22 protein-coding genes and 1 pseudogene are annotated in these 24,741 nt (G+C 57.9%); 8 read left to right on the top strand and 15 right to left on the bottom strand.

What is annotated here, in order from left to right:
• Positions 1-23 precede the first annotated feature (23 nt).
• Positions 24-1,145: a glycosyltransferase 61 family protein gene (locus MO767_RS11040; protein ID WP_282480497.1), complete on the top strand. Its 1,122-nt coding sequence runs from the start codon at positions 24-26 to the stop codon at positions 1,143-1,145.
• Between the two features lie 76 nt (positions 1,146-1,221).
• Here MO767_RS11040 and MO767_RS11035 read toward each other — a convergent pair whose 3' ends face one another.
• The 6 genes and pseudogenes from MO767_RS11035 to MO767_RS11010 all read right to left on the bottom strand — a co-directional run.
• The gene (locus MO767_RS11035; protein ID WP_282480496.1) at positions 1,222-2,646 is read right to left on the bottom strand and encodes an undecaprenyl-phosphate glucose phosphotransferase; all 1,425 of its coding nucleotides are present in this window, start codon (positions 2,644-2,646) and stop codon (positions 1,222-1,224) included.
• A gap of 430 nt (positions 2,647-3,076) precedes the next feature.
• On the bottom strand, positions 3,077-4,261 hold the full coding sequence (locus MO767_RS11030) for an acetyl-CoA C-acyltransferase family protein (protein ID WP_282480495.1): 1,185 nt from the start codon (positions 4,259-4,261) through the stop codon (positions 3,077-3,079).
• Positions 4,262-4,503: 242 nt separating this feature from the next.
• Positions 4,504-5,910 (bottom strand): heavy metal sensor histidine kinase, encoded by a 1,407-nt coding sequence (locus MO767_RS11025; protein WP_282480494.1) that lies wholly within the window; start codon positions 5,908-5,910, stop codon positions 4,504-4,506.
• Positions 5,907-6,578: a heavy metal response regulator transcription factor gene (locus MO767_RS11020; protein ID WP_282480493.1), complete on the bottom strand. Its 672-nt coding sequence runs from the start codon at positions 6,576-6,578 to the stop codon at positions 5,907-5,909. The genes MO767_RS11025 and MO767_RS11020 overlap by 4 nt, the downstream gene beginning before the upstream one ends.
• 108 nt (positions 6,579-6,686) lie before the next feature.
• On the bottom strand, positions 6,687-6,944 hold the full coding sequence (locus MO767_RS11015) for a DUF2790 domain-containing protein (RefSeq protein ID WP_282480492.1): 258 nt from the start codon (positions 6,942-6,944) through the stop codon (positions 6,687-6,689).
• 129 nt (positions 6,945-7,073) lie between these two features.
• Positions 7,074-7,325 (bottom strand): annotated as a pseudogene (locus MO767_RS11010) (alpha/beta hydrolase); the annotation flags it as partial.
• 182 nt (positions 7,326-7,507) lie between these two features.
• On the opposite strand from MO767_RS11010, the gene MO767_RS11005 reads away from it, so the two are divergent.
• On the top strand, positions 7,508-7,729 hold the full coding sequence (locus MO767_RS11005) for a hypothetical protein (protein ID WP_282480491.1): 222 nt from the start codon (positions 7,508-7,510) through the stop codon (positions 7,727-7,729).
• 34 nt (positions 7,730-7,763) lie between these two features.
• Here MO767_RS11005 and MO767_RS11000 read toward each other — a convergent pair whose 3' ends face one another.
• Positions 7,764-8,648: a LysR substrate-binding domain-containing protein gene (locus MO767_RS11000; protein ID WP_282480490.1), complete on the bottom strand. Its 885-nt coding sequence runs from the start codon at positions 8,646-8,648 to the stop codon at positions 7,764-7,766.
• A gap of 149 nt (positions 8,649-8,797) precedes the next feature.
• Between MO767_RS11000 and MO767_RS10995 the strand changes: the two genes are divergently transcribed.
• The 5 genes from MO767_RS10995 (at position 8,798) to MO767_RS10975 (ending at position 14,431) form a co-directional block, all read left to right on the top strand.
• Positions 8,798-10,099 carry an FAD-binding oxidoreductase gene (locus MO767_RS10995; RefSeq protein WP_282480489.1) on the top strand — a complete coding sequence of 434 codons (1,302 nt, stop codon included), beginning with the start codon at positions 8,798-8,800 and terminating at the stop codon, positions 10,097-10,099.
• Between the two features lie 51 nt (positions 10,100-10,150).
• Positions 10,151-11,239 (top strand): polyamine ABC transporter substrate-binding protein, encoded by a 1,089-nt coding sequence (locus tag MO767_RS10990; protein ID WP_282480488.1) that lies wholly within the window; start codon positions 10,151-10,153, stop codon positions 11,237-11,239.
• Positions 11,240-11,435: 196 nt separating this feature from the next.
• Positions 11,436-12,407: a tripartite tricarboxylate transporter substrate-binding protein gene (locus tag MO767_RS10985; protein WP_282480487.1), complete on the top strand. Its 972-nt coding sequence runs from the start codon at positions 11,436-11,438 to the stop codon at positions 12,405-12,407.
• The gene (locus tag MO767_RS10980) at positions 12,404-12,898 is read left to right on the top strand and encodes a tripartite tricarboxylate transporter TctB family protein (RefSeq protein ID WP_282480486.1); all 495 of its coding nucleotides are present in this window, start codon (positions 12,404-12,406) and stop codon (positions 12,896-12,898) included. Before MO767_RS10985 ends, MO767_RS10980 begins: the two co-directional genes overlap by 4 nt.
• Before the next feature lie 24 nt (positions 12,899-12,922).
• Positions 12,923-14,431 carry a tripartite tricarboxylate transporter permease gene (locus MO767_RS10975; RefSeq protein ID WP_056743448.1) on the top strand — a complete coding sequence of 503 codons (1,509 nt, stop codon included), beginning with the start codon at positions 12,923-12,925 and terminating at the stop codon, positions 14,429-14,431.
• Positions 14,432-14,701: 270 nt separating this feature from the next.
• On the opposite strand, the gene MO767_RS10970 is transcribed toward MO767_RS10975, so the two are convergent.
• The 8 genes from MO767_RS10970 to MO767_RS10935 form a co-directional block, all read right to left on the bottom strand.
• On the bottom strand, positions 14,702-15,121 hold the full coding sequence (locus MO767_RS10970) for an organic hydroperoxide resistance protein (RefSeq protein WP_282480485.1): 420 nt from the start codon (positions 15,119-15,121) through the stop codon (positions 14,702-14,704).
• Between the two features lie 301 nt (positions 15,122-15,422).
• Positions 15,423-15,929, bottom strand: a complete 507-nt coding sequence (gene msrA, locus MO767_RS10965; protein WP_282480484.1) for a peptide-methionine (S)-S-oxide reductase MsrA — start codon at positions 15,927-15,929, stop codon at positions 15,423-15,425.
• Positions 15,930-16,104: 175 nt separating this feature from the next.
• Positions 16,105-17,097 (bottom strand): LacI family DNA-binding transcriptional regulator, encoded by a 993-nt coding sequence (locus tag MO767_RS10960; protein WP_282480483.1) that lies wholly within the window; start codon positions 17,095-17,097, stop codon positions 16,105-16,107.
• A 75-nt stretch (positions 17,098-17,172) separates the two neighbouring features.
• Entirely contained in the window at positions 17,173-18,675 is a 1,503-nt protein-coding gene (locus MO767_RS10955) for a glycoside hydrolase family 32 protein (protein WP_282480482.1), read from the bottom strand.
• A complete protein-coding gene (ugpC, locus tag MO767_RS10950; protein WP_282480481.1) occupies positions 18,672-19,817 on the bottom strand; it encodes a sn-glycerol-3-phosphate ABC transporter ATP-binding protein UgpC in 1,146 nt (381 codons plus the stop codon). The genes MO767_RS10955 and ugpC overlap by 4 nt, the downstream gene beginning before the upstream one ends.
• Positions 19,818-19,844: 27 nt before the next feature.
• Positions 19,845-20,687 (bottom strand): carbohydrate ABC transporter permease, encoded by an 843-nt coding sequence (locus tag MO767_RS10945; RefSeq protein ID WP_008074255.1) that lies wholly within the window; start codon positions 20,685-20,687, stop codon positions 19,845-19,847.
• Positions 20,684-21,646: a sugar ABC transporter permease gene (locus MO767_RS10940; protein ID WP_282480480.1), complete on the bottom strand. Its 963-nt coding sequence runs from the start codon at positions 21,644-21,646 to the stop codon at positions 20,684-20,686. Before MO767_RS10940 ends, MO767_RS10945 begins: the two co-directional genes overlap by 4 nt.
• 21 nt (positions 21,647-21,667) lie before the next feature.
• Positions 21,668-22,942: an ABC transporter substrate-binding protein gene (locus MO767_RS10935; RefSeq protein WP_282480479.1), complete on the bottom strand. Its 1,275-nt coding sequence runs from the start codon at positions 22,940-22,942 to the stop codon at positions 21,668-21,670.
• Between the two features lie 168 nt (positions 22,943-23,110).
• On the opposite strand from MO767_RS10935, the gene MO767_RS10930 reads away from it, so the two are divergent.
• On the top strand, positions 23,111-24,676 hold the full coding sequence (locus tag MO767_RS10930) for a carbohydrate porin (protein WP_282480478.1): 1,566 nt from the start codon (positions 23,111-23,113) through the stop codon (positions 24,674-24,676).
• Positions 24,677-24,741 lie beyond the last annotated feature (65 nt).

Genomic DNA, 24,741 nt, shown 5'->3' with positions numbered 1-24,741 from the left:
AACCACATTGCGATGGGGGGCATATGTCGAAGTTTAACGCATTGACGAGTGGCGGCCAATCAAAGTGGAGCCTTGCTGCGTATAAACACATTTTTGAAACGCGACTTATACGGAAGCCGTCGTTAACGCTGCAAAGCCTAGCGGTGAAAACGTGGGAAATTGCTCCAGGCGAAATCTCAATTGCTCCGCCCGCTTTTTTCCTTCCCAATCAACTCGAACGTGTGACGGGATGGGCAGGGGAGCTTTTTTATCCTTACGAGCATCCCCGTCGCACAATGGAAGGAGTGGGCAGTGTTGAACATGGGTCAACACGAGGCTACCTGCTTAAAGATGTCTGGTTAATTGATGGCACTCTTTACAAAGGTAATGCCAAGTCTTCGTTGTCGCCTAGATCTGGATGGTTGCCAAAGATTCGCGTAAAAAACGAAATTGATCGCGGTGCGATGTTTTGTACGGCTGGAGGGAATAAATGGTTTGGCTCGTGGTTAATGGATGATTGTATAACCTATCCAATAGCATGCGAGGAAGGCGTTCCGGTGACCACGGCAGTGTCTGCCAACCTTGTGTCCACCGTTACGACCTGCATACTTCACGCCCCCGGCTATGAGGACTGGCTTGGTATGACGCCGGTTCGTTTACGCGATGCATTTTTTCGTGAGCTCGTTATCTTTGACGACCTAAGTCAAAATCGACATAAGCACCTGCGTTTTCGGGCGATGGGTGAAAAGTTACTCTCGCACGTAAAAGTTTGCGATCACCCAGGCGTGTTCGTTCTGCGAGGTGGCACGGGAGAATTGCGATTGTTACGCAATGAATTGGAACTTGCCGAGCGTCTGCGTGACCGCAGGGGGTTTCGGATTATCGATCCTGCAAAATCCGATGTTCCGACTATCGTGGCGGCCTGTGCCGGTGCAAGAACAGTGGTAGGGATTGAAGGGAGTCATCTAATACACGGCGTTAATGTGCTCCAGCCGGGTGGTTCGCTGCTGGTTTTGCAGCCCCCTAATCGCTTCCTCTGTTTTTTCAAATATCTAACGGATCGTGATCACCAAAACTTTGGCTTTGTGGTCGGTACGCAAGAGGGCAATGGCTTTAGGATCGATCCCGATGAGGTTGAGCGTACGCTGGATCTATTTCCGGCATAACAGCTTCTTCAGGTTTCCGGATATCTGAATTCATGCCGGGGCAGGAAGCCACCCCGGTATTCTGGGTAATGTCAGCTTAGTAGGCATGCTTGCCGGAGAAGGCAAACACGGTTCGTACAAGGATGACGAAATCGAGCCAAAGCGACCAGTTGTTGATGTACTCGATGTCCGAGTCAACGCGTCGGATCATCTGATCTATATCCTTCGTTTCACCACGATAGCCACGTACCTGAGCCAGGCCTGTGATGCCCGGCTTAATGTTGTGACGCGCAAAGTAGCCCGAGACGTCGGGCGAGTACTGCACATCGTGTTGAATCGCGTGCGGGCGAGGCCCCACCAGAGACATTTCCCCCATCAAAACGTTGAACAGCTGCGGTAGCTCATCCAGGCTGGTCCGCCGAATAAAGGCGCCAACCCTGGTCATGCGCGGGTCATTCTTTTGCGCCTGCTTGACGATGCCGTCTTCAGGCTGATGGACGACCATGCTTCTGAACTTCCAGATCCGAAAAGCTTCTCCACTCCACCCCATACGCTGCTGACGAAAGAATATGGGGCCGGGGTTATCGAGCTTGATGGCAATGGCGACGGCTACCAGGACTGGCGCTGCAAGAACCAAAATGAGAAAGGCCAGGACTTTGTCTTCAAGATTCTTCAGAAACAGACGCATCCCCATCAGCGGAGTTTCAGACAAGGTCAGCACGGGAATGCCGGCAATTTCGCGAACGCTGTGGTTGATCAAGCGCAACGAGAAAATATCAGGCACCCAGTTAACAGAGATGTGTTTATCGAACAGCCTTAAATAAACATCCTGGATGACCTCTGAACCACCCAGAGGGGTCACGAAATAGACGGTACGAATGGCATGTTTAACAACTAACTCATCAAGGTCGGAGATATCGCCCAGTATCGACAGACGTTGCGCTCCTTCCAGACTTTCCCTTCCTCGATCATCGTCCGCGCCAATCAACACACAGCCGACTATGCGTTCACCGAGCCAGGGATTATTGCTGATTTTCTTGTGAAGATAGCTGGCCAGTTCGCCCGAGCCAATGATGAGCGAGTTTTCCAATTGAGTCGGGTGGGTCAAAAATTTCTTTTGCATCTCGCGTGTCGCGAGGTGCAAAAGCAACTGAGCAAAATATCCAACAACAAATAACTGCCCGACCAATAAGCGCGAATACTGTTCGCTTTGCTTGGTAAGAAAGGCCATGGCAACGAGAAAGCCAAATGTGGCAGTCCACGCTTTCAAAAGCTTGAAGGCTTTGACGGTAAAACCAACGTTGCTGCGGTAAATAGCATAGTGGTCGTACACGACGGCCAACGCCCCCAGCAGCAACAGGAGCAGGATGACATAGGACTGCGTTATGAAGCCGATATGATAATTGATCAAAAACCATGCAACACCGGTCACCGCAACACAATCGAGACCAGCCTGAATAACGATACTGGTACTGCTTCTTCGCTGGAGAACGGAACGGGTACTGTTGGGCTCAAATATCATATTTAGACCTCATGTCTGCTGCCCCTCGCGCTCGATGATGACGCGATTCAGTTCATGCTGCCCTCGCTTGAGAGCGTTGGCATCACCGTGATTAGCCACCCACCTTCGAAAATTATAGACTTTGGGAGCATGTGGCGACGCGTGCTTTCACTTTAGCAGTACTGTGAAATCATTCACTGAATCTACGTAGTTCTGAGTAGTTTAGTAGAACCTTCGGGCCTGAAAGAATGAAGCCCATCGAGATACCTACTGGCCTGCAGCGGGGTCGTCCGCGGTGTGGGTGTCGGGGCGGTTGGGCATGGGCCAAGCGAGTTTGGGCGTGCGGTCATTGAGGCTTGCACCGAGCTGAAATCGATGTGCATTGCGCACTGATTCCATCGCGGTAAAACGAGACGGCGCCCGCAATGGGCGTCGTCTTCGCTTGGGTCGATCAGACGCGTTCGAACAACACAGCGATGCCTTGGCCGCCGCCGATGCACATGGTTGCCAGGGCATAACGACCCTGAACACGGTGCAGTTCGTGAATCGCCTTGGTGGCGATAATCGCACCGGTCGCGCCCACCGGGTGGCCCAGAGAAATCCCCGAACCGTTCGGGTTGACCTTCTCCGGGTCGAAGCCCAGTTCCTGCGCCACGGCACACGCCTGGGCAGCGAATGCTTCGTTGGACTCGATGACATCCAGGTCGGCAACGGTCAGGCCGGCGCGTTTGAGGACCAGGCGGGTGGCGGGAATCGGTCCCAACCCCATCAACTCTGGCTCCACGCCGGCATGGGCGTAACCGACCAGTCGGGCGATGGGCTTGAGGCCTTGGTCAAGAACCATCTGACCTGTGGCCATGATCAGTGCTCCGGCACCATCATTGAGGCCGGACGCGTTGCCGGCGGTGACGCTGCCGTCTTTTTTGAACGCCGGTTTCATCTTGCCCAATTGCTCGGCATTAACTTCGGCGCGGACATGCTCGTCCGTGGCAAACGTCACGGTACCTTTGCGGGACGCCACTTCGATCGGCACGATCTGGTCGGTGAATCGCCCTTCGGCAATCGCCCGGGCTGCCCGTTGCTGGCTGAGCAGCGCCAACTCATCTTGAGCCTGACGAGTGATGCCATAGCGCTCGGCGATGTTTTCCGCAGTAATGCCCATGTGGAAACCGCCAAACGGGTCTTGCAGAGCGCCAAGCACGTAGTCGATGGCTTGCATATCACCCATGCGTGCGCCCCAACGCGCCTGCGGCAACAGATAGGCCCCGCGGCTCATGGACTCGACGCCGCCCGCCAGCGCAGCCCCGGCATCCCCCAGCATCAAACTTTGTGCTGCACTGACAATGGCCTGCAAACCAGAACCGCAGAGGCGATTGACGTTGAAGGCGGGCGTCTCTTTCGGCAGGCCGGCATTCATCGCCACGGCACGAGAGATGTAGGCGTCACGTGCTTCCGTCGGGATCACATGCCCCATCACCACGTGACCGATGTGTTCAGGTGCCAGCCCCGAACGTTCAATGGCTGCGCGGCAAACGTCAGTGGCCAATTGAATGGGCGGCACATCTTTGAGCGAGCCGCCAAAGGTGCCGATGGCCGAGCGGACGGCGCTGATAACAAAAATGTCGGATGGGTTCATGCGGGCTCCCCTGGAACAGTCCTGGATTCAAATGTGCTTTTGCACTGTTATATGGGGGTGAGTCTAGACACAGCGATGATTTTGGCCTATGCCAAAACTGCTCAAGGGGGGTGGCGTTTTTGGCCATTTCAGTGGAAGTCGCGTTTTGATCCGTCTGATCCGGTCAAAAGCGCAGAAAAGAAAATGAAAAAAACTGGTACACGTCCGGGCTTGATCGATCCCACGCTCCGCGTGCCGGGACCTTATTCATCCAATTGCCGCGCTGGAAAAAACAGCTCAAAGCACGTGATGCCCTCGCTGCTGCTAACGCTGTAAGCCCCATTGTGCAGCTGCATGATCGTCGCGACGATCGACAACCCCAGGCCGTTGGAGTGCGCCGAGCGTTCGCGGGATTCGTCGATGCGGTAGAAGCGCTCGAACAGTCTGGGCAAGTGTTCGGCGGGGATGGTCTGGCCATGGTTGCGCACTTGCAGGTGGATGCCGGCGGCCGCGGGTGTGGCGCGGATGAGCAGCTCGGAGTCAGGCGCGCCGTATTTGATCGCGTTGGCGCAAAGGTTGGCCAGGGCACGGCGCAGCAACATCGGTTCGGCCCAGATCACTCCGCTGCCCTGGGCATCGATGCTGATCCCGACATCCGCCGCCAGCCCTTCGAAATAGTCGGCCATGCGTTCCATTTCATCGGCCGCATTCAGTTCCTGCCGTTGGCGCAAAGCACTGGCCGGGTCGGTGCGGGCCAGAAACAGCATGTTGTCGAGCATCCGGGCCAGGCGCTCCAGCTCTTCGACATTGGAGGCGAGCAGTTGTTGATAGGCCTCAATACTGCGGTTTTGCTGCAGGGCGACCTGGGTTTCGCCGAGCAGGTTGTTGATCGGCGTGCGCAGTTCGTGGGCCATGTCGGTCGACACCTGACCCAGTTGCACGAAGCCCTTGCCGAGACGGTCGAGCATTGCGTTGAACGCTTCAATCATTGGCAGCAGTTCTCGCGGTGCACCCTGGCTGTCGAGACGCTCGGTGAGGTTGCCGACGCCGATGCCTTGGGCGTGTCGGGCCAGGCGTCGCACAGGCAAGAGCCCGCGATGTACCAGCAGGTAACCGGACAGCGCTAGCAAAATCGCCGCCACGCTGGCGAAGAGGTACACGTTGAGGCGGTAGCGGGCGAGGACCGCGGTGCGCTCGGTCATCAGGCGCCCGGTGACCACTTGCAGGCTGCTCAGGTCGCCGGAGTCGATGGTCGCCGCCAGCGCCGCGAAGGGCACGCCGTCCACGCTCGGGTAGTGCTGCACGTCGGCCAGCGCCAACGGATGGTCCATGGCCACCGGTGCCAGCGACGGTACGGCGAGGTTTCCGGGGTTGACCACCAGTAACGGTTTTTGTCCGGGGGCGCCGATGGTCAGCAGCGCCTCGCGATTGCCGAGCATGTTCTGGAACAGTGCCGGTTTGGTCTTGATCAGGTCCAGCGTGTTGCTGTCGTTGAGGAAGGTGCGCAGTTGATCGATGCGGTTGACCAACGCGGCGTCGTCGCGTCGAATCAGCTCGCGTTCCAGACCCCGGTACAACGCCACGCCCAGGAGGGTCAGTGAGACAAAGGCGAGCAGGGCAAACATCAGTGCCAGGCGCAGCGTTAATGAGTGGCGAAGGCGGGAGGTCATGCTTGCGTATCGAAGCGGTAGCCGATACCGCGCACGCTGTGAATTAATCTGAGTTGGAACGGGTCGTCGATTTTCAGTCGCAGGCGCCGCACCGCGACATCCACGACGTTGGTGTCACTGTCGAAATTCATGTCCCAGACTCGCGAAGCGATCAATGAGCGCGACAGAACCTGGCCCTGGTGCGTGGCGAACAGATGCAGCAGGGCGAACTCCTTGTTGGTCAGGGTGATTCGCACGCCGGCACGGGTGATGCGGCGTTTGAGCACGTCGATTTGCAGGTCGGCGACTTGCAACTGTTCTTCTTCTCGGGTGGGACCGCGCCGTGTCAAGGTGCGCAGGCGTGCCACCAGTTCGGCGAAGGCAAACGGTTTGATCAGGTAATCGTCGGCGCCCAGTTCCAGGCCCTTGATGCGGTCGGCGATGTCGTCGCGGGCCGTCAGAAACAGCACCGGGGTGTCGGCTTCCTTGCGCAAGCGGCGCAGGACTTCCCAGCCATCCATTTTCGGCATCATGACGTCCAGCACAATGACGTCGAAATCGTGCTCCAGAGCCAGGTGCAAGCCATCGACGCCATCGCGGGCCAGGCTGACGGAGTAGCCGAGTTCCTGCAGGCCGTTGAGTAGGTAAGTGCCTGCTTTGGGTTCGTCTTCGACTACGAGGATGTTCATGGGATCTGCCTGGTTCGGTGTCGGCAACATACATGTTGCGGCGGCGGGCTACAGAGGTCAGCCAGTGGCGCCAGTGTAGCCCGATCCTTTGTGAGCACCGGCGTCTGATCAATTATCACCAATGCAACCCATGCCCTGGGCCTGGTAATCCAGCACGTGCTTGCGACCCTGATGGTCGAGGTAAATCAGCTGCGCGGGGACGATGCCGCATTCTTGCGTGATGATATTGCTGGACAGGTCTTTGGCGATATCCAGGTGGACGAAGAAACCGGTCTTGTCGTGGATGACAGGTTCGGCGGTCTGGGTATCGGCAAACGCCGAACCGGTGGCGAGAAGAGCAGCAAAACCGAGGATTAACATTTTCATGATGATTCCCTCTATTAAGGGGCGGGTTGGCTGCCGATGGGTTACCTGACAGTGAATTCAGGTTAACCAGGCGATCCGCACAGCCGACCCACATTTGAATGACAATTTTGTAATGAAACGGCGCCGACGTTACGGTTGGCGACCGGCGGCTTCGAGGATCAGGTCAGCGATTTCTTTGGAGTGAGAGACCAAAGACAAGTGGCTCGACGGCAGCTCGATGGTGGTCGCGTTCATGCGTTTGGCGAGGAAGCGTTCCAAGTCCGGGTTGATGGTTTGGTCGAGGCTGGAGACCGCGTACCTGGACGGTTTGGTGTGCCAGGCGGCAGCGGTGGTGCGGTCGGTGAACAGGGTTTTGGCGATCGGTTGCAGTTCCATCGCCTTGTCACCCGCGGAGGGTGACTGACGACGCCACGGTATGAAGTGAGGGTGCTGGTTACGCTGACAACTCAATGACAAGTTTGTAATGCACCGCGCGCCTGTCTTTATGCCTGCCGTATGTCGGGAGCGATGAACGCCACCCATGAAAAAACTTCAAAGCGAAGAGTGTCTTTGGGAGTTTGAGCATGAGTGATGATCAAAAGAGCGAAGCCCTGGCGGCCTGGTATCAGCTCCTGAACGTGCCTGAAATCCGGATGGGTGCGGAAGAGCAATATGACGAGTTGCTCAAGGCTGCCGATGAGATGGAGCGCACCGGACTCATCAACAGCGTTGAATGGCGCAAGCTGGTTCAAGAGGCGAGCGCTGCTTTTGCCAATGCGACACAAGGGTTGGGGCGCGGAACGTAGTGTTCAAACCTGGTGGTCAAACTTCGCCTGCCGGCTATTCGGCCTGTTGGGCAAACCACTGCATGATCAGCGAACAGGCTGGATGAGCGGCGGCGGAAGGTTGCAGGTTCAAGGCGTAAATGCCGCGGGTCTTCAAGGGGTGGCCGAACGGAACGACGAGCACGCCTCGCTCGAGTGATTCGCCTGCCAGGGTCAGGTCAGTCATGGCAACCCCCAGCCCTCGCGCCGCCGCATCGAGCGCCAACTCGTCGAGGTTGAAGGGGATATGGCGGTAGTCCTCGAGTGATTGACCGCCATTGGCGTGCAGCCACCGAAACCAGTCATGCTTGTCCGCCGAGCGATGCAGCAGCGGGAAGCGCACGAGATCGGCCACCGATTCCAACGGCTGGGTCGTGCTCCCCAGGCCCGGGGCACACACCGGCACCAGCGCCTCCTCGAACAACGTCAGGCAGTCAGGATTGCGGGACGGCTCGGGCAGATAGAGAATGTAGGCGTCGCTGTCGATGGCCGGTTCCACCACTTCCGTGGCCACGGTTTCGATCGACAGCGAAACCTGCGGATGACTTCGATAGAACTCGCTCAACTTTGGCAGCAACCATCGAACCGCCAGCGACACATGCATGCGTATGCGGAAGGGTCGTTTTTGCGGTGTCAGCCGATCTTCAAGGGTTTTCAGTTGCGCCAGGATACTTCGGGCGGTCGCAAGCACCTGTTCGCCTTCCGGTGTCAGTCGAACACTGCGGCTATTCCTCACGAACATCGGCAAGTCGAAGTGGCTCTCCAACTGCTGGATTTTTCGGCTCACTGCGCTTTGGGTCAGGCACAGCTTTTGCGCCGCTTGCGTGAAGCTGCCCGAGCCTGCGACCTCGACCAGCGCCTGCAAGGCCTGGAGAGAAGGAACGTGGTGAATTTTATCCATGCGTTTTCTGAATGGCTCGATGATTTTATAACGTTGGTTGTATCACTACAGGCCTTATAGATTCTAGCTCTAGCCAGCACCGGCCGGAAATACTCATGCGATGACGTCATGTGTGGTGCTTGCAGAACGACAGGCAGATGAGGTGATGCATGACCAATGTATGTGGCTGGATTGCGCAGGCGGGGAGTTCACCCGCTCGCGTTGCTCTCAAAGGCACGCAAAAAGCCGATTGGCTGATTGTCGGTGCCGGTATCACCGGGCTGTGCGCCGCTCACACACTCGCTGGAATGCACCCTCAGGCGCGGATCGTGATTGTCGACAGACAACGGGCCGCACAGGGCGCCTCGGCGCGTAATTCAGGTTTCGTGGTGGGTCACGAACATCCGGCCAAGGATGAGCTGATCGGCAACCCGGGGTTCGCCGGTTTTGAAGTAGATACCTCGATTTCCCGTGCCGCCAGTGACGAAGTGCGCCAGCGCATTGCTCGTCTCGGTATCGAATGTGAGTTCAGGGAGTCGGGCTACTACTTCGCCGTCAACGATCCCGGCAAGTTGACCGATGTCGCAGCCAAACTGGCAACGCTACGCGCTGTCGACGCCTCTGCGCATTTTCTGGAAGGTGAACCGCTGAGCAAACAACTGGGCACCGCGCATTACCAGGCCGCGATCTGGTGCGGTAATGGCAACGCACTGCTGCAGCCCGCGAAATACGTGAAGGGCCTGCTGGAAACGCTGCCGGACACGGTGACCCTGTTTGAGAACACCGATATCACCGGCCTGGAGCGTTTGGGCAAAGGGCGTATTCGCGCCAATGGCACCGATGGAAGCATCGAGGCCAGGCAAGTCCTGGTGTGCCTGAACGCGTTCATCCCGCGCTCAGGGATAGAAGACAGCGGGACGTTCCCGATGGAACTCAGCGCGAGCCTGACACGACCACTCAGCGACGCCGAGTTCAAGTCCATCGGCGCGGTTGAGCCTTGGGGCGTGCTGTCCACTCGGCCACTGGGCGCCACGGTGCGACTGACTCCGGACCGCCGCGTGATGATCCGCAATACGGCGGAATACCGTTCTCGGGATTTATCCAACAGCGAGCTGCTGCACCGTCGTAAACACCATGTGCTCGGCTTGCAACGACGCTTCCCGTTCTTGAACGAGCAGGACATTCAATACACCTGGACCGGACACTTGAGTGCTTCGCGCACCGGGCAACCGTATTTTTCCAAGGTCGACGAAGGTGTGTTTGCGGTGGCCGGCTGCAATGGTTCGGGCGTTGCACGCGGCACCCTTTGGGGACGCTTGCTCGCCGAACTGGCATCGGGTGACAGCTCGCCCATCCTCGAATCAGTGATGCGCAGGGCCCAGCCAGGCTGGCTGCCGCCGCGGCCCTTGCTCGATATCGGTGCCATGCTTCGAATGCGCGTGGAGGCGATCAGGGCCAAAACAGAAATCTAGAAAACCCGGCGATCGAAGAATAAAAACTCATCAAACACACGGTGATTGAAAATGCGCGTCAATAACATTTCCCTGATGGTTGTGCTGACGACGTTGTCGGCAGCCACTTACGCTGACGAAGTCGTCAATATTTCAAACTGGAACGGCTACATCGCCGACGACACCTTGACCACGTTCACCAAGGAAACGGGAATCAAGGCAACGTACGACATTCACGACAGCAACGAAGTGCTGGAATCCAAACTGATGACCGGCAACACCGGCTATGACGTGGTGAGCCCTTCGAACCATTTTCTGTCCCGATTGATCAAAGCCGGGGCGGTGCAGAAACTCGACAAAAGCCAACTCCCCAACTGGAAAAACCTTGACCCGGCGCTGATGAAAAAACTCGAGGTCAATGATCCGGGCAACCAGTACGGTTATCCGTACATGTGGGGCACCGCGGGTATTGGCTACAACGTCGAGAAGATCAAGGCGATCTTCGGCAACACCGATGTCACCCATTCCTGGAATCTGTTTTTTGATGAAAACAACATTAAAAAGCTCAGCCAGTGCGGCGTCGCGATTATCGATAACCCTACGCAAATCCTGCCGATCACTCTGAATTACCTAGGGCTGCCGCCCCATAGCCATGAGCCGGCAGATTACAAGAAAGCCGAGCAGGCGCTGCTCAAAATCAGACCTTACGTCCAGTATTTCCATGCCTCCAAGTACATCAGCGACCTGGCGAACGGCAATGTCTGCGCGGTGATCGGTTTCAATGGCGACATCGTGCAGGCGGCTGCCAGCGCCAAGGAAGCCAACAACGGCATCGACATCGCCTATTCGATCCCTGACGAAGGTTCCACCTTGTGGTTCGACATGGTGGTCATGCCCAAGAGCGCGCCGCACGAGAAGAATGGCTACGCCTACATGAACTACCTGCTGACACCGCAGGTCATTGCCAACATCAGCAACAGCATCCATTACGCCAACCCCAACCTTGCGGCGGATCAGTATGTTGTTCCGGCCGTGAAGCAGGACTTGGCGATTTATCCGCCGACACGTGTGCTGGACAAGCTGTTCACCGTAGAGGAACTTCCCGCGGCCATTGCACGGTTGACTACCCGTCTTTGGACGAAGCTGAAAACCAACACATAACAACATCGACTCGGGCACTCAGGCAGTCGGTGAGAGTTCGCGGAATGTGTCCAGGTTTTATTCCAAGAGATTCTTCGTTGCATGTCATCGCCCTAACCATGGCCTACGCTTATCCCGAGATGGATATTCATCGATCAGGGTTTACTCCTGATCGACGTTCAACGGGTGCCCATAAAAAAGTCTGGGGAGAAAACGCATGTCCGCTTTGTTCCGTCGATTCAGCCGCTGCATCGCAACCGCCGTTACCGCTGCTGCGCTTGCGACGCCGGCCTTTGCGCTGGACACCGTCAAGTTCATGGCCCCGGGTTCTGTGGGGGGTGGCTATGACCAGACCGCGAGGGTTCTGGGCAAAGCCTTGATCGAGGCCAACGCGGCCAAATCCACCACCTTCGAGAACAAGGGTGGAGCAGGGGGGACGTTGGGGCTGGCGCAGTTCGCCAACAGCACCAAGGGTGATCCGAATGCGCTGCTGGTTGTCGGTGCGATCATGGTCACCGCCATTGAACAGAACAAACCGCAAATCACCTTGAAGGACGTGACGCCGATTGCTCGTCTGTTTACCGAATACAACGTGATTGCCGTTCGCAAGGAGTCTGAATTCAAAACCCTGGAGGACTTGCTGAAAGTCTTCAAGGACAAGCCGACCAGTATTTCCTGGGGCGGTGGCTCCAAGGGGTCGATCGATCACATCGGCATTGCCGAGTTGGCCGCGAAAATGGGTGTCCCGGTCAACAAGGTGAATTACGTCGCCTTCGCGGGTGGGGGGGAAGTCGTTGCTCAAGCATTGGGCGGGCAGATCAAGGTGATCACCGGTGGTTATGCCGAGCTTGGCCAATACATCAGGAACGGCCAGTTCCGAGTACTCGCCATCGGCGCGCCAGAACGCATTGAAGGCATCGATGCGCCGACCCTCAAGGAGAAAGGCTACGACGTGACCATCGGCAATTGGCGCGGTGTTTACGGTGCGGCGAATCTCACGCCCGAGCAGCGCAAAGAAGTAACCGAAGCCGTCGTGGCCGCCACTAACAGCAAAGTCTGGAAAGAAAATATCGACACCAACAAATGGTCACCCAACGTCCTGACCGGCGATGAGTTCGGCACATTCGTCGACGAAGAACATGTGCGGTTGCGTGCGATGCTGGTCGAGGTCGGGCTGGTTTCGAAATGACTCAGCCTCGCGCAATAGTCCCGGTACAACTGGCGATCGGCGCCGGAGTGATTGCCATCAGTGCCGTGTTGGCGGTCGGCGCATTCCGGTTTCCTCCCGAGATGGGGTTCGTCATCCTGGGAGCCCACGTCTATCCGTACGCTGTCGCGGTGTTCCTGGGCGTGGTCGGTCTGTTGCTGTGTTATCAGGCCGTCACCGGTGGTTTTCGCGAGCTGGCAGACCACAGCGACGAAGCTGACCAAGCACTGCCCGGCGGCAAATCCGGCGCAGCCTGGGTGACGGCGGGACTGGTGGGGGTGGCCGTGCTGATTAACCTCACCGGCTTCGTCTTAGCCGCAGGGCTGCTGTTTGCCTGTTCGGCGCGGGGGTTTGGCAGTCGTCGTCCAGTGAAGGACCTCGCTATCGGCATTGCCTTGACCCTGCCGATTTACTGGCTGTTCAACGCTGGGCTAGGGGTTTCCCTGCCGCCCCTTGTCAACGCCTGGATCTGACCCGGGCCGTAGGAGGCAAACAAGGTGGAAACTCTCGCGAACCTGGCCATTGGTTTTTCCGCTGCGCTGACACCGATCAATTTGATGTGGGGCTTTATCGGCTGTTTGCTCGGCACCGCCATTGGTGTCTTGCCGGGTATTGGACCGGCGCTGACCGTTGCGCTGCTGCTGCCGATCACCGCCAAGGTCGATCCCACGGGCGCCCTGATCATGTTCGCCGGTATCTATTACGGCGCGCAGTTTGGTGGCTCGACCACCTCTATCCTGCTCAATACGCCCGGCGAATCGTCCTCCATGGTCACGGCCCTGGAAGGCAATCTCATGGCACGCAACGGCCGGGCAGGACCGGCCCTGGCCACCGCCGCGATAGGCTCATTTGTTGCCGGCACCATCGCGACGGTGTTGCTGACGTTGTTTGCCCCTGTTGTTGCCACGCTGGCGCTCAAGTTTGGTCCTGCCGAGTATTTCGCGATTCTGGTGTTGTCCTTCACGACGGTGTCTGCGGTACTCGGCGCTTCAATGCTGCGCGGTTTTGCCTCGCTCGGGATTGGGTTGACCATCGGCTTGATCGGCCTGGACTCGACCTCGGGCATTGCCCGTTACACCTTGGCGGTGCCGGAGTTGGTGGATGGCATCGAAGTCGTGCTGGTGGCGGTCGGGTTGTTTGCCGTGGGCGAGGCCTTGTACAGCCTGCTTTATCAGAAAGAAGAAGCGTCCGGCCGGCACCGCCTGACCTCGTTGTGGATGACGCGTGCTGACTGGAAACGCTCGGTCCCGGCCTGGCTACGGGGCACGTTGATTGGTTTTCCATTCGGGTCGATTCCGGCAGGAGGCGCCGAAATTCCGACGTTCCTGTCCTATTCGGCTGAACGCAAACTGAGTAAGTACCCGAAAGAGTTTGCGGGCAGCAAGGGCGAGGGGGCGATCGAGGGGGTTGCCGGTCCCGAGGCGGCCAACAACGCAAGCGCGACGGGTTCGTTGGTGCCACTTCTGACGCTCGGCATACCGACGTCCGCCACCGCGGCAATTCTGTTGGCCGCGTTCCAGAACTACAACCTGCAACCGGGGCCGATGCTGTTCCAGACCTCAGGGGAACTGGTCTGGACCCTGGTGGCCTCGCTGTATGTCGGCAACGTGATCCTATTGGTGTTGAATCTTCCGTTGGTGGGCCTGTGGGTCAAGCTCCTGCAGATTCCCCGGCCGTATCTGAACGCCGGCATTCTGGTGTTTGCCACCATCGGCGTGTACGGCATGCGCCATTCTTCCTTCGATCTTTTGCTGATGCTGGCGATCGGTTGGGGCGGGGTGCTGATGCGTCGTTTCGATTTTCCCGTCGCCCCCGTGATCGTCGGCATGTTGCTGGGACCGATGGCTGAAAAGCAGCTGCGCAACGCCTTGTCCATCAGCGAGGGAGACTGGCTGGTGTTTGTCACGCAACCGATATCGGCCGCGTTCCTCGCGCTGACGTTGCTGGTGCTGGTAGTCCCGCACCTGCTTCACGCCCGCGGTATCAAGTTGCATGAGGACGATTGAGCGGATTGGCCAGCGCAGCCTGTCGGGAAGGCAGGCTGCACGGGTAATGCTGTTCACTTAAGCAATTTCAGGCGCGACGCATTCTTTGTAGCAGCTGCCGAAGGCTGCGTGCGGCTGCGCAGCAGTCGTGAGTCCGGCTGCCGTGGTGTACCTGACGCATCGCAATTGCTGATTTTACGACTGCTTCGCAGCCGAACGCAGGCTTCGCCAGCTGCTACAGATCGCGTTACGGCTTAAGTGAACAGCATTAGGCTGCACGGGGTGCTTTGGTTAAACCAGATTGATCGTGACGTCGATGTTGCCACGGGTCGCTTTGGAGTACGGGCACCGCTGGTGGGCGCCATCCACCACCGCCCGAGCGACAACAGGGTCCAGGCCCGGAAGGCTGACATTGAGGCGCGCCTGGAGGAAAAAGGCGTCTTCGGTCTTGCCCAGGTCCACTTCGGCATCGACGGCGACGTCGCTCGGCAGGGTCACCTTCAATGCGACAGCCGCCTTACCCATTGCACCGATGAAACAGGCCGACCAACCTGCCGCCAGAAGCTGTTCGGGATTGGTGCCACTCCCTGACGAGCCAGGCGCGGAAAGCTTGACGTCCAAACGTCCATCGTCGCTTCGCGACTCGCCGTTACGGCCTCCGGTCGTGTGGGTCTTGCCGGTGTAAAGCACGGTATCGATTTCATTGATCATGAGGTGGCTCCTGCTGGGGTATTGGGCTCTTTAGCCTGGGTTCGTCGGAGAACGCCAGGAGTGCGACGCCACCCACTTTTGCACCTTCATGTACTGCGTATGTGTCCTGATCCGGCGATTGTGTATCGCTGTGTAAAATCGCGAGGGGAAATACACGGCGATACAAATCTTCCGACCACCTGTCTGTGGTTGCAGTGAAGGGCAGGGCTTTTCCAGCGGGAGAGCACGGTTATTCGGCGTGGAAGCACACGGACTCGGTCTCGCCAACAGCCGTCGGCGAGACTGTTTTTTGGCAGCACCATCACCCTCGTTTAGGCAGCTTCCAGCCTGGCCGAATGAAATGGCAGGTGTAACCGTTGGGGTAGTGTTCGAGGTAATCCTGATGTTCCGGTTCTGCTTCCCAGAACGGGCCTGCGGGCACGATTTCAGTGACGACCTTGTCGGGCCAGAGGCCGGATGCATCAGCGTCGGCCACCGTATCCTCGGCCACCTGCTTCTGTTCATCGTTGAGATAGAAGAGTGCCGAGCGGTAGCTCATACCCACATCGTTGCCCTGACGATTCTTCGTCGTCGGGTCGTGGATCTGGAAGAAAAACTCGAGGATCTGGCGATAGCTGATCTGGTCCGGATCGAACACGATCTCGATCGCTTCCGCGTGCGTGCCATGGTTGCGGTAAGTCGCATTGGGCACATCGCCGCCCGAGTATCCCACCCGCGTGGACACTACGCCGGGGTAGCGTCTCAGCAGATCCTGCATGCCCCAGAAGCAGCCGCCGGCCAGGATAGCCGTTTCAGTTCGCGTCGTCATAGTACGGTCCCTCCCATCAGTGAATTTTGGATCAGGTATCAATGTACCTCATGTGCTTTCGCTTTTTGGCCGACAAGCGCTCACTCGGTCCGTGGCCACCGATCGGCGGAACACTTCTGGTGCGTGACAGGCTAATGGCAAATCGAAAGCAAGCGGGTGTGCTATCACCTAATTCTTATAGTGATGCCCTGATCACCAATGGACAATCAACTGGCTGGGCTCCCGATTCCTCGAGGGTCTCGATCAGGTGCTGGGCAGCCTTACGACCGATCTCGTAGTACGGCAGTTGCACCGTCGTCAACGGCGGGATGAACAGCTCAGCGATACCGATCATATTGTCGTAGCCGAGCACGGCGACATCGTCGGGGATTTTCAGGCCTCGGCCCAACAACAGCTGATAGGCACAAAACGCAATGCGGTCGTTGCCACAGATCAGAATGTCGAATTGGGGGCGACCATCAATGATGTGCCGGTCGAGGATGGCTGCGGTTTCACCATAGGCATCATGATCGGAAAGGTCGTATTGCAGGAGTGCGTCAGGCGCAAGACCGAATGCCTGACAGGCACGCAGCAAGCCTTTTTGTCGCAGGTCCCAGGCCAGGCTCTGTTTTGGTAGATTGATAAACAGAGGGCGCCGATAGCCTTGGCTCAACGCGTGATGTACGGCTCGATACTGCCCCGTTTCGTCGTCGGGCACATAACTCACCAGGCGACTGTCATCCGCCAGGCAATTGGCGAGTACCAGGGGGTTGTTCTTCAAGCGCTCGGGAATGCACACCTGGCGAAATCCCATGGCGCTGAAGATCAACCCGTCGGGACGGTGTGACAACATCAGGTCGATGTTCTGGTCGGTGGGCGGGTTGCTCAACAGGTTAAGGATGAACACATTCCAGCCCGCCTGCTGTGCGGTCTGTTCGATGGACAGCAGCAACTCGACCGCGAACGGTGTGGTCGCAGTGTCCAGCGCGAACACACCGATGGTGCGCGACTGGAGGTTGTCGCCGCGCATCCTGCGCGCCGACAGGCTCGGTACGAATTGCAGTTCATCAATGGCGCGACGTACCCGCTGAAGGGTTTCGGGGCTCAGTTTTTCCGGGTTGTTGAGCGCTCTAGAAACCGTCATCAGGGACACGCCGGCCAGCTGTGCAACGTCTTTCACTGAAGTCATGCGTGGCGAGGCCGGTCAGGTTTACGCAGAATCATGACACAGGGCCCGGGCTTCTCGCGACTCGAATGACGCTGCTCATAGCCATCCCGAGGCCAGAGGCCATGCCTTGGGAATGGAGACACGCCCGCCACTCCCGCTGGCCAGCAGCTTCACGCCCAGACTGTCGGGTCGCGGATAGAGGCGACTGCTGAGGCTGAAGCGTCCGTTTTCGTCGAACACCTCGATGGACGAGCGATCGAGGAACACACGCAATTCCAGCCGCCCTTGTGTCGGGTCTATCGCCACGCTGCGTTGACCTGTGACTTGCGCACCCGAGCGGCTGCGGTCAAGCACCAGGCGCTGCAGCAATGCATCGTAGTAAAGCAGGGTTTCTTCATGACCATCATCGCTGCAACGCAAGGCGACTCCGAGGTGGCCGTCGGTGCAGCCGAGCAGATCCAGATGCACATGGATTTCGAGCATGTCGCCATTCACTTCCGGCACCCGCCGGGTTCCCGACTCGTCCCACCAAGACGTGCCCGGCAATGGCGCTTTGCGCAGTGCGGTGAGCTCCCGTGCCGGATACACGCAAAGGCGATCGGCGCACAGTTCAAGTTCGCGCGGCAAACTGAGCATGCCGCACCAGTGATGGGCCTGGGTCGGCATCGGGCTTTCCCACATGTCGAGCCACGCCCACACAAGGCGTCGACCATCGGCGGCCAGTAGGGTTTGCGCTGCATAGAAATCATGACCGTTATCCAGCTCGATAAAAGGCCCGCCCGTGAAGTGCCATTCGCTGTCGAGTCGGCCCACTTGGTAACCAGTCTGGTACTTGTTGAGCCGATCGTAACCCTGAGGTTGCATGCCCTGGGGGGAGTACAGCAGCACATCGCGTCCATTCAGTCGGAACAGATCCGGGCACTCCCACATATAGCCATCGCCTGCGCTGCCGCTGGACACATAGTCGAGGAACTCCCAGCTATGCAGATCCGTGGAACGGTACAGCGGGACCAACGGCACATCACCCTGACGTGCGCCGGCAATCAGGTACCAGCAGTCATCCTCCTGCCATACCTTGGGGTCACGAAAGTGCATGATCGTGTCTTGCGGCGCGGTCTCGATGACGGCGCCATGCTTGACGAACCGGATGCCGTCGACACTGGTGGCCAGGCACTGGACCTGACGGATGTGGCGTTCGTCACCCACGTCCGCCAACCAGGTGTGCCCGGTGTAGATCAGGGCCAGGGTATCTCCACACACCACCGCGCTACCGGAAAAACAACCGTCACGGTCGAATTCATCGCCAGGCGCCAACGCAATGGGCAGATGCTGCCAATGGACCAGATCGGCACTCTTGGCATGCCCCCAATACATCGGGCCCCATTTCGCTTCAAAGGGGTAGTGTTGATAAAAAACGTGATATTCGCCACGAAAGTACACCACCCCGTTAGGGTCGTTCATCCAGCCCGCGGGAGGGGCAAGATGATAGCCGGGCCGATAATCGTCGATGATGCGAGACAGACCATCACTCAGCGCACACTGCGCAAGGTCAAGGGCGCAAGACATTGGTTCGTTCATAGGATTCAAATACACAGTCATAGGGCGCTTGCTCGTGCCGAGCGCAGAGAGACGCTGTCCGGAAGGGTTTCAATGGCTTGTGGGTGGCGCCTCAAGGCCGCGCCGTCGGCGTCGAACAGGTGCAGGTTGTCGATGTCCAGCTGCAGCTCAACCCGATCGCCCGCTTGCCATCCGGCGCTGACTTCGCAACGACAGATCAGTGGCTCGTCTTGACCTGTATCGAGATGCACATAGGTTTCGCTGCCCAGGTATTCGACCGCGGTAACGACGACACCAGCGGCACCATCCGCCGCCTTGAGCGACACATGCTCCGGGCGAATCCCCAGGCTAAGTTGCGTGCCCGTCGCCAGGTTCGAGCTGTCGAAGGGCAGGGGCGTGATACCCCATACGAGGGTATCGACCAGGCTGGTTTCGCCTGGTGTCTGCAGGCGCGCCGGCAGAAAATTCATTCTGGGCGAACCGAGAAAACCGGCGACAAAGCGACTGGCCGGGCGCTCATAGAGTTCGCGTGGTGAGCCGACCTGTTCTACGCGCCCGCCGTTGAGCACGACAATTTTGTCGGCCAGGGTCATCGCTTCAACCTGATCGTGGGTGACGTAGATCATGGTCGAGCCCAGCCGAGCATGCAGCCGGGCGATTTCGTTGCGCATCTGCACCCGCAGCGATGCATCCAGGTTGGAGAGCGGCTCATCGAACAACAAAATGTCCGGTTCCCGCGCCATGGCTCTGCCCATGGCCACACGCTGACGCTGCCCACCGGACAGTTCCTTTGGCTTGCGTTGCAGCAGTTTGTCCAATTGCAGGATCTGCGCAGTTTTCAGCACGCGCTCGCGCAGGCTGGTCTTTTCAGTCTTGGCCAGTTTGAGACCAAAACTGATGTTGTCGTAGACGCTCATGTGCGGGTATAGCGCATAAGACTGAAACACCATGCCGACGCCACGCTCGCGCGGTTCCAGGTCGTTGACCCGACGCCCGTCGATCACCAAGTTACCGCCGCAGATCGAATCCAGTCCGGCGATCAGTCGCAGCAGGGTCGACTTTCCGCAGCCCGAAGGGCCGACGAACACCACGAATTCACCCGCCGCGATTTCCAGGTTGACGTCGCGAAGAATCCGCATGCCGCCCAGTTGTTTGTTCACATTGTCCAGTTTCAATTTGATCACGATGCTGTTCCTTGTCTTTGTTGGGCATCAACCCTTTAACGCGCCGGCAGTGAGACCGGAAACGATTCGGCGCTGGAAGATCAGCACCAGAATCACCAGTGGGACGGTGACCACCACCGAGGCGGCCATCAACAACCCCCAAGGCAACTCATGAGGGCTGCCGCCGGAAATCAAGGCGATGGCGACCGGCACCGTGCGTTGGGTGTCGGTGAGGGTGAAGGTCAGGGCAAACAGGAACTCGTTCCATGCTGCGATAAAGGCCAATAAGCCAGTGGTGACCAGTGCGGGCCAGAGCAGCGGCAACAGCACTCGGGTCAGCGTGACCCAGGGCGAGGCGCCATCCATGATTGCCGCTTCTTCCAGTTCATGGGGCAGTTGCCCCATGAACGTGGTCAGCACCCAGACGGTGAAGGGCAGGGTGAAAATCGTGTAGCTCAGGATCAATGCCCAGGACGTGTTGTACAGGCCCAGGGCGCGGATCACTTCGAACAGCCCCGACAGCACCGCGACCTGAGGAAACATCGACACGCCAAGGACCATCATCAAGACCGTGCCACGCCCACGGAACTTCACCCGGCCCAAGGCATAGGCGGCAGTCAGACTGAGGAATAGCGCCAGCGTCACCACGCACAGTGCAACCACCAGCGAGTTGCCGATCGCCCGCAGGAATGAGGCTTGATTGAGCACCGCCGCGTAATTGGAGAAGTCGGGGTTTTCGATCCAGTAGCTCACCTCGAACAAGGCGCTGGACGGCTTCAGCGAAGTCACGATGGCGTAGTAGAAGGGGAAAACCGCATACAGCAGCAACACTCCGATCAGACACCAGAATCCGAGGCGCAACAGCGCTTTTTTCAGTAGGCGTAGGTTCATGACCGGACCTCCAGTTGACGGCGTCCGAGGTAGAGATAAAGCATGGCGATTACCGCAACCACTAAAAACAACAACGTCGAGGCCGCACTGCCGTAACCAACGTCCTGGAACTCCACCAGGTGCTGGCGGGCATACACCGACATGCTCATGGTGCTCGATGAGTTCGAGGTCAGCACATAGATGACGTCGAAAACCCGCAGGGAGTCGAGGATGCGGAAGATCGCCGCCACCAGCAGTGCGGGCATGAGCAGGGGAAGCGTGACACGCCAGAACACCTTCAGCGGATGAATGCCATCGACCCTGGCGGCTTCGTAGCAATCACTCGGCAACATCTGCAAGGCCGCCAGCATCAGCAGCGTGACAAAAGGGACGGTCTTCCAGACGTCGACGATGATCACTGCCCACATCGACAGATACGCATCTGCCGTCCAGGCCAGAGGGGTGTCAATCAGGCCGAGGCTCAGCATCAGGTGATTGATGATGCCGAACTGGTCGTTAAGCATCCATGACCAGATCTTCGCCGAGACAATGGTCGGAATCGCCCACGGAATCAGAATCAACGCACGCACCAGAGAACGGCCGGTGAACTTGATGTTTAGCAGCAACGCCACCAGCAGTCCCAGTACGACTTCCAGTCCCACCGACACCACGGTGAAATGCAAGGTGTTGCGCACGGCGTTCCACCATTGAGGATCGACCAGGATGCCCGACCAGCTGGAACCGTTGTGGAACAGATAATTGCTCAAACCTATGAAGGTTCCGCCACCGGTGTCTGCCAGGTTGGCGTCGGTCAGGCTGAACCAGAATGTTCGCAGTAGCGGCCAGGCCGCCACCAGGGCCAGACACAGCAACATCGGTGTCAGAAACAGCCAGGCAGCGCGTACTCGACGACGTTGTACGAGCGTTTCCCTGGTGAGCAGGAGCTCGTCACAGGGGGCATGGGTAGTAGAGACAGACATGGTGATTTCCTTCCTTGTGGCTTACCAGTTCCGGCGTTTGATGCGCGTGAGTTCGCTTTCCAGTTCGGCCAGCGCCTGATCGACAGGCAACTCGCCCGCCAGCACGCCATGCACTCGATCGAAGAACGCATTGGAGACCCGTGGATAGCGATCGGCGGTTATTGATGCGGGGCGCATGACCCCATCGTTGAGAATGCTGTGCAGCTGACTGTAATAAGGCATTGCCGCAAGCAGTTCGGGATCTTGATAGAGCGACTCGATAACCGGGTTATAGGCACCTATCAGGGCACGATGTTTTTGCTCTTGGGCACTGCTCAGATAGCTCACCAGCTCTGCGGCAAGTTTTGGATGGGCGCTGTAACGCGACACCGCCAGACCCCAGCCACCGAGGGTGGATGCATGGGTGCCGGTCTTGCCGCCACGGGGCAGGGGAGCAACCCCAACCTTGTCTTTTACGGCACTGTCCTGGCTTTGCACCAGGGCCCAGACATAAGGCCAGTTACGCATGAACAGCGCATTTCCCGATTGGAATACGCCACGGCCTTCTTCCTCGGTGTAATTGAGTACGCCACGCGGGGAGATGTCTCCTACCCAGCTTTTCGCCAGGGCCAAAGCCGTTCTTGAGGCCTGACTGTTGACCACGATGTCACCTCGTGGATTGACCAGTCCGCCTTCCGGTTGGCTGCTGATCCACTCCAGCGCATTACACGTCAGACCCTCGTAGGCGCGCCCCTGAAAGATGTAACCCCACGCATTGGGGTTCCCGGCAGTGCGCTCGGCCTGTTGTACATCTTTGGCGGTAGCGGTCATTTCCTCCCAAGTCTGGGGGACTTGCTTGTTGTATTTCTCGAGCAAGTCCTTGCGGTAATACAGCAAGCCCGAGTCGGTGAACCACGGCATCGACACCAGCCGTCCGTTCACCGTGGCGTTATCCACCTGTGCCTGGAAATAGCCTTGGGTCGCGTTGGCGGGAAGCACCTCGCGCAGGTCCATCAGGTGTTTGGCGAGCATCCCTGGCCACACCATATCGATTTGAATGATGTCGATGTCGGCGGACTGCGCACTGAGGATCTGTTGGTAGAACGACAACCGCTCGGTCGCCGAGTTAGGCGTGGAAACCACCTCGACGTTGTTGCCGGTTTGTTTCGACCACGCCTCGACTGCCTCCTTGCAGAGTTGTAACTCCGCACCCACCGCACCACACGAGATCGTCAAATTGGCTGCGCTCGAGAGGGATGGAAGCCCGGCACAGAGGGTGAGCAGTGCTGCTGGAAGGAGAGATTTCAGCTGTTTCATAGAGCCCCCTTTATTTTTGTTTTTAGAAAAGTTAACGTTAACACCGCCAAATGTAGCAGCGTATTTGCGATGAGGCATCCTTTTTTTCGTTGATTACGACAATTCATAACTCACGAAAAATGGCCGGTCGCGGAAACAAAACAATAAAAACAGAACAGGGAAATCCACATGCAGAAAGCACCAGGCTGGCTACTCGCAGGCGTGCTCGGCACATCGGCGGCAACCTCTCAGGCCGCGACTCTGGAAGAACGCATGGCCGCGTTTGAAGCCCGTACTAGCGCAGCGGAAAAGCGTGCAGCCGCAGCCGAACAGCAAACCCAGGCACTCGCCAGGGAATTGCAGCAAATCAAACTCGCAGCTCCCGCCTTGCAGCCCGCTGCGTCTACTGCCGCAGCCATTTCGGCGCCTGCTTTGGACACCCGACTGGCAAAACTCGAAGCCCGTCAGCAAAGCATGGAAAAACAGGGCAGCAGCGGACACCTCACTGACGGCTTCAGCTTCAAGGGTTATGCCCGTTCCGGATTGCTGATTAACGATGGACTGGGTGGCGGTCGTGGCGGCCCGTATACAACCCCTGCAGGTTCAGTCGGTGGTGCAGTCGGGCGACTCGGCAACGAAGACGACACCTACATGCGCATAGATCTGTCGAAAGAAACCTATGCGCAGAATGGCACCCGTTCCAAATTCACGGTGTCCATCGCCGATGGTGTGGAAAGCTCCAATGACTGGACGGCCGACGAGAGCAACCTGAACGTGCGTCAGGTCTTTACCGAACTCGATCATCTCGCCGCCTTCAAGGGCAACTCAGTGTTCGAGAACTCCACCTTGTGGGCAGGCAAACGATTCGATAGGGATAACTTCGATATCCACTGGCTGGACTCCGACGTGGTCTATCTGGCCGGCACCGGAGGTGGTATCTATGATGTGCAGATGAACAAGAACTGGCGCTCGAATTACTCTTTGATCGGTCGTAACTACGGGGATTTCAGTGAGGGCGGTATCAACGCCGATGTGGAAAGCTACATCCTGACCTCAAACCAGTTCTTCGACGGTGGTCAATGGCAGTGGATGTTCAACGCCATTGGCTCAAAGAAAAACGACATTGGCACTCGCCGCAATGAAGCAGGGCTGACGCCTGCGGACTCCGGCTTGCACAGCATGATCGCCAATCATCAGAAAAACTTTTTCGGCAGGGAAGGCTTCTTCAAGACGGCGCTGCTCTACGGGCAAGGGCTGGGGGCAGAGGTCAAGAATGTCGGCTCGGATGGTGAGCTGATTGACGATGCCCGCGCTCTACGTCTGGCACTTTACGGCGAGACCCCCATTGCGCCTGGTTGGCGCATCGGCCCAAGCTTGTTGGCCGAACAAAGCAAGGATAGATACGTCAAGGGTGACAATTACCGCTGGATGACCCTGAACATGCGTTTGGCCAATGCAATCAACAGCAATTTCGAGATGGCCTACGAAATGAGCTGGCAAACCATGAATCTCGACCCCAAGGGCTATCTACAACGTAATGCGGTTGACGGTAACTTTTGGAAATTCACTGTCGCCCCAACATTCAAGCCTGACGTTGGAGACCTTCTCACACGTCCCGAATTACGAGTGTTCGCAAGTTTCATGAACTGGTCTTCGGATCTGGACAGATACAGTTCCACAGACAACTTCGGCAAGACAGACTTCAGCGACGGAGGTGTGTGGCAATACGGGATACAAATGGAAACCTGGTTTTAATACTTGAACGCGTCCGGCCAACCCGCCTTCAGCGCGTTTGCCGGCGGTAGGGACACCGTAGCCTG

This window comes from Pseudomonas sp. UYIF39 (genome assembly GCF_029963765.1).
Classification (GTDB): Bacteria; Pseudomonadota; Gammaproteobacteria; order Pseudomonadales; family Pseudomonadaceae; genus Aquipseudomonas.
This window is presented reverse-complemented; position numbering and strand designations above follow the sequence as displayed.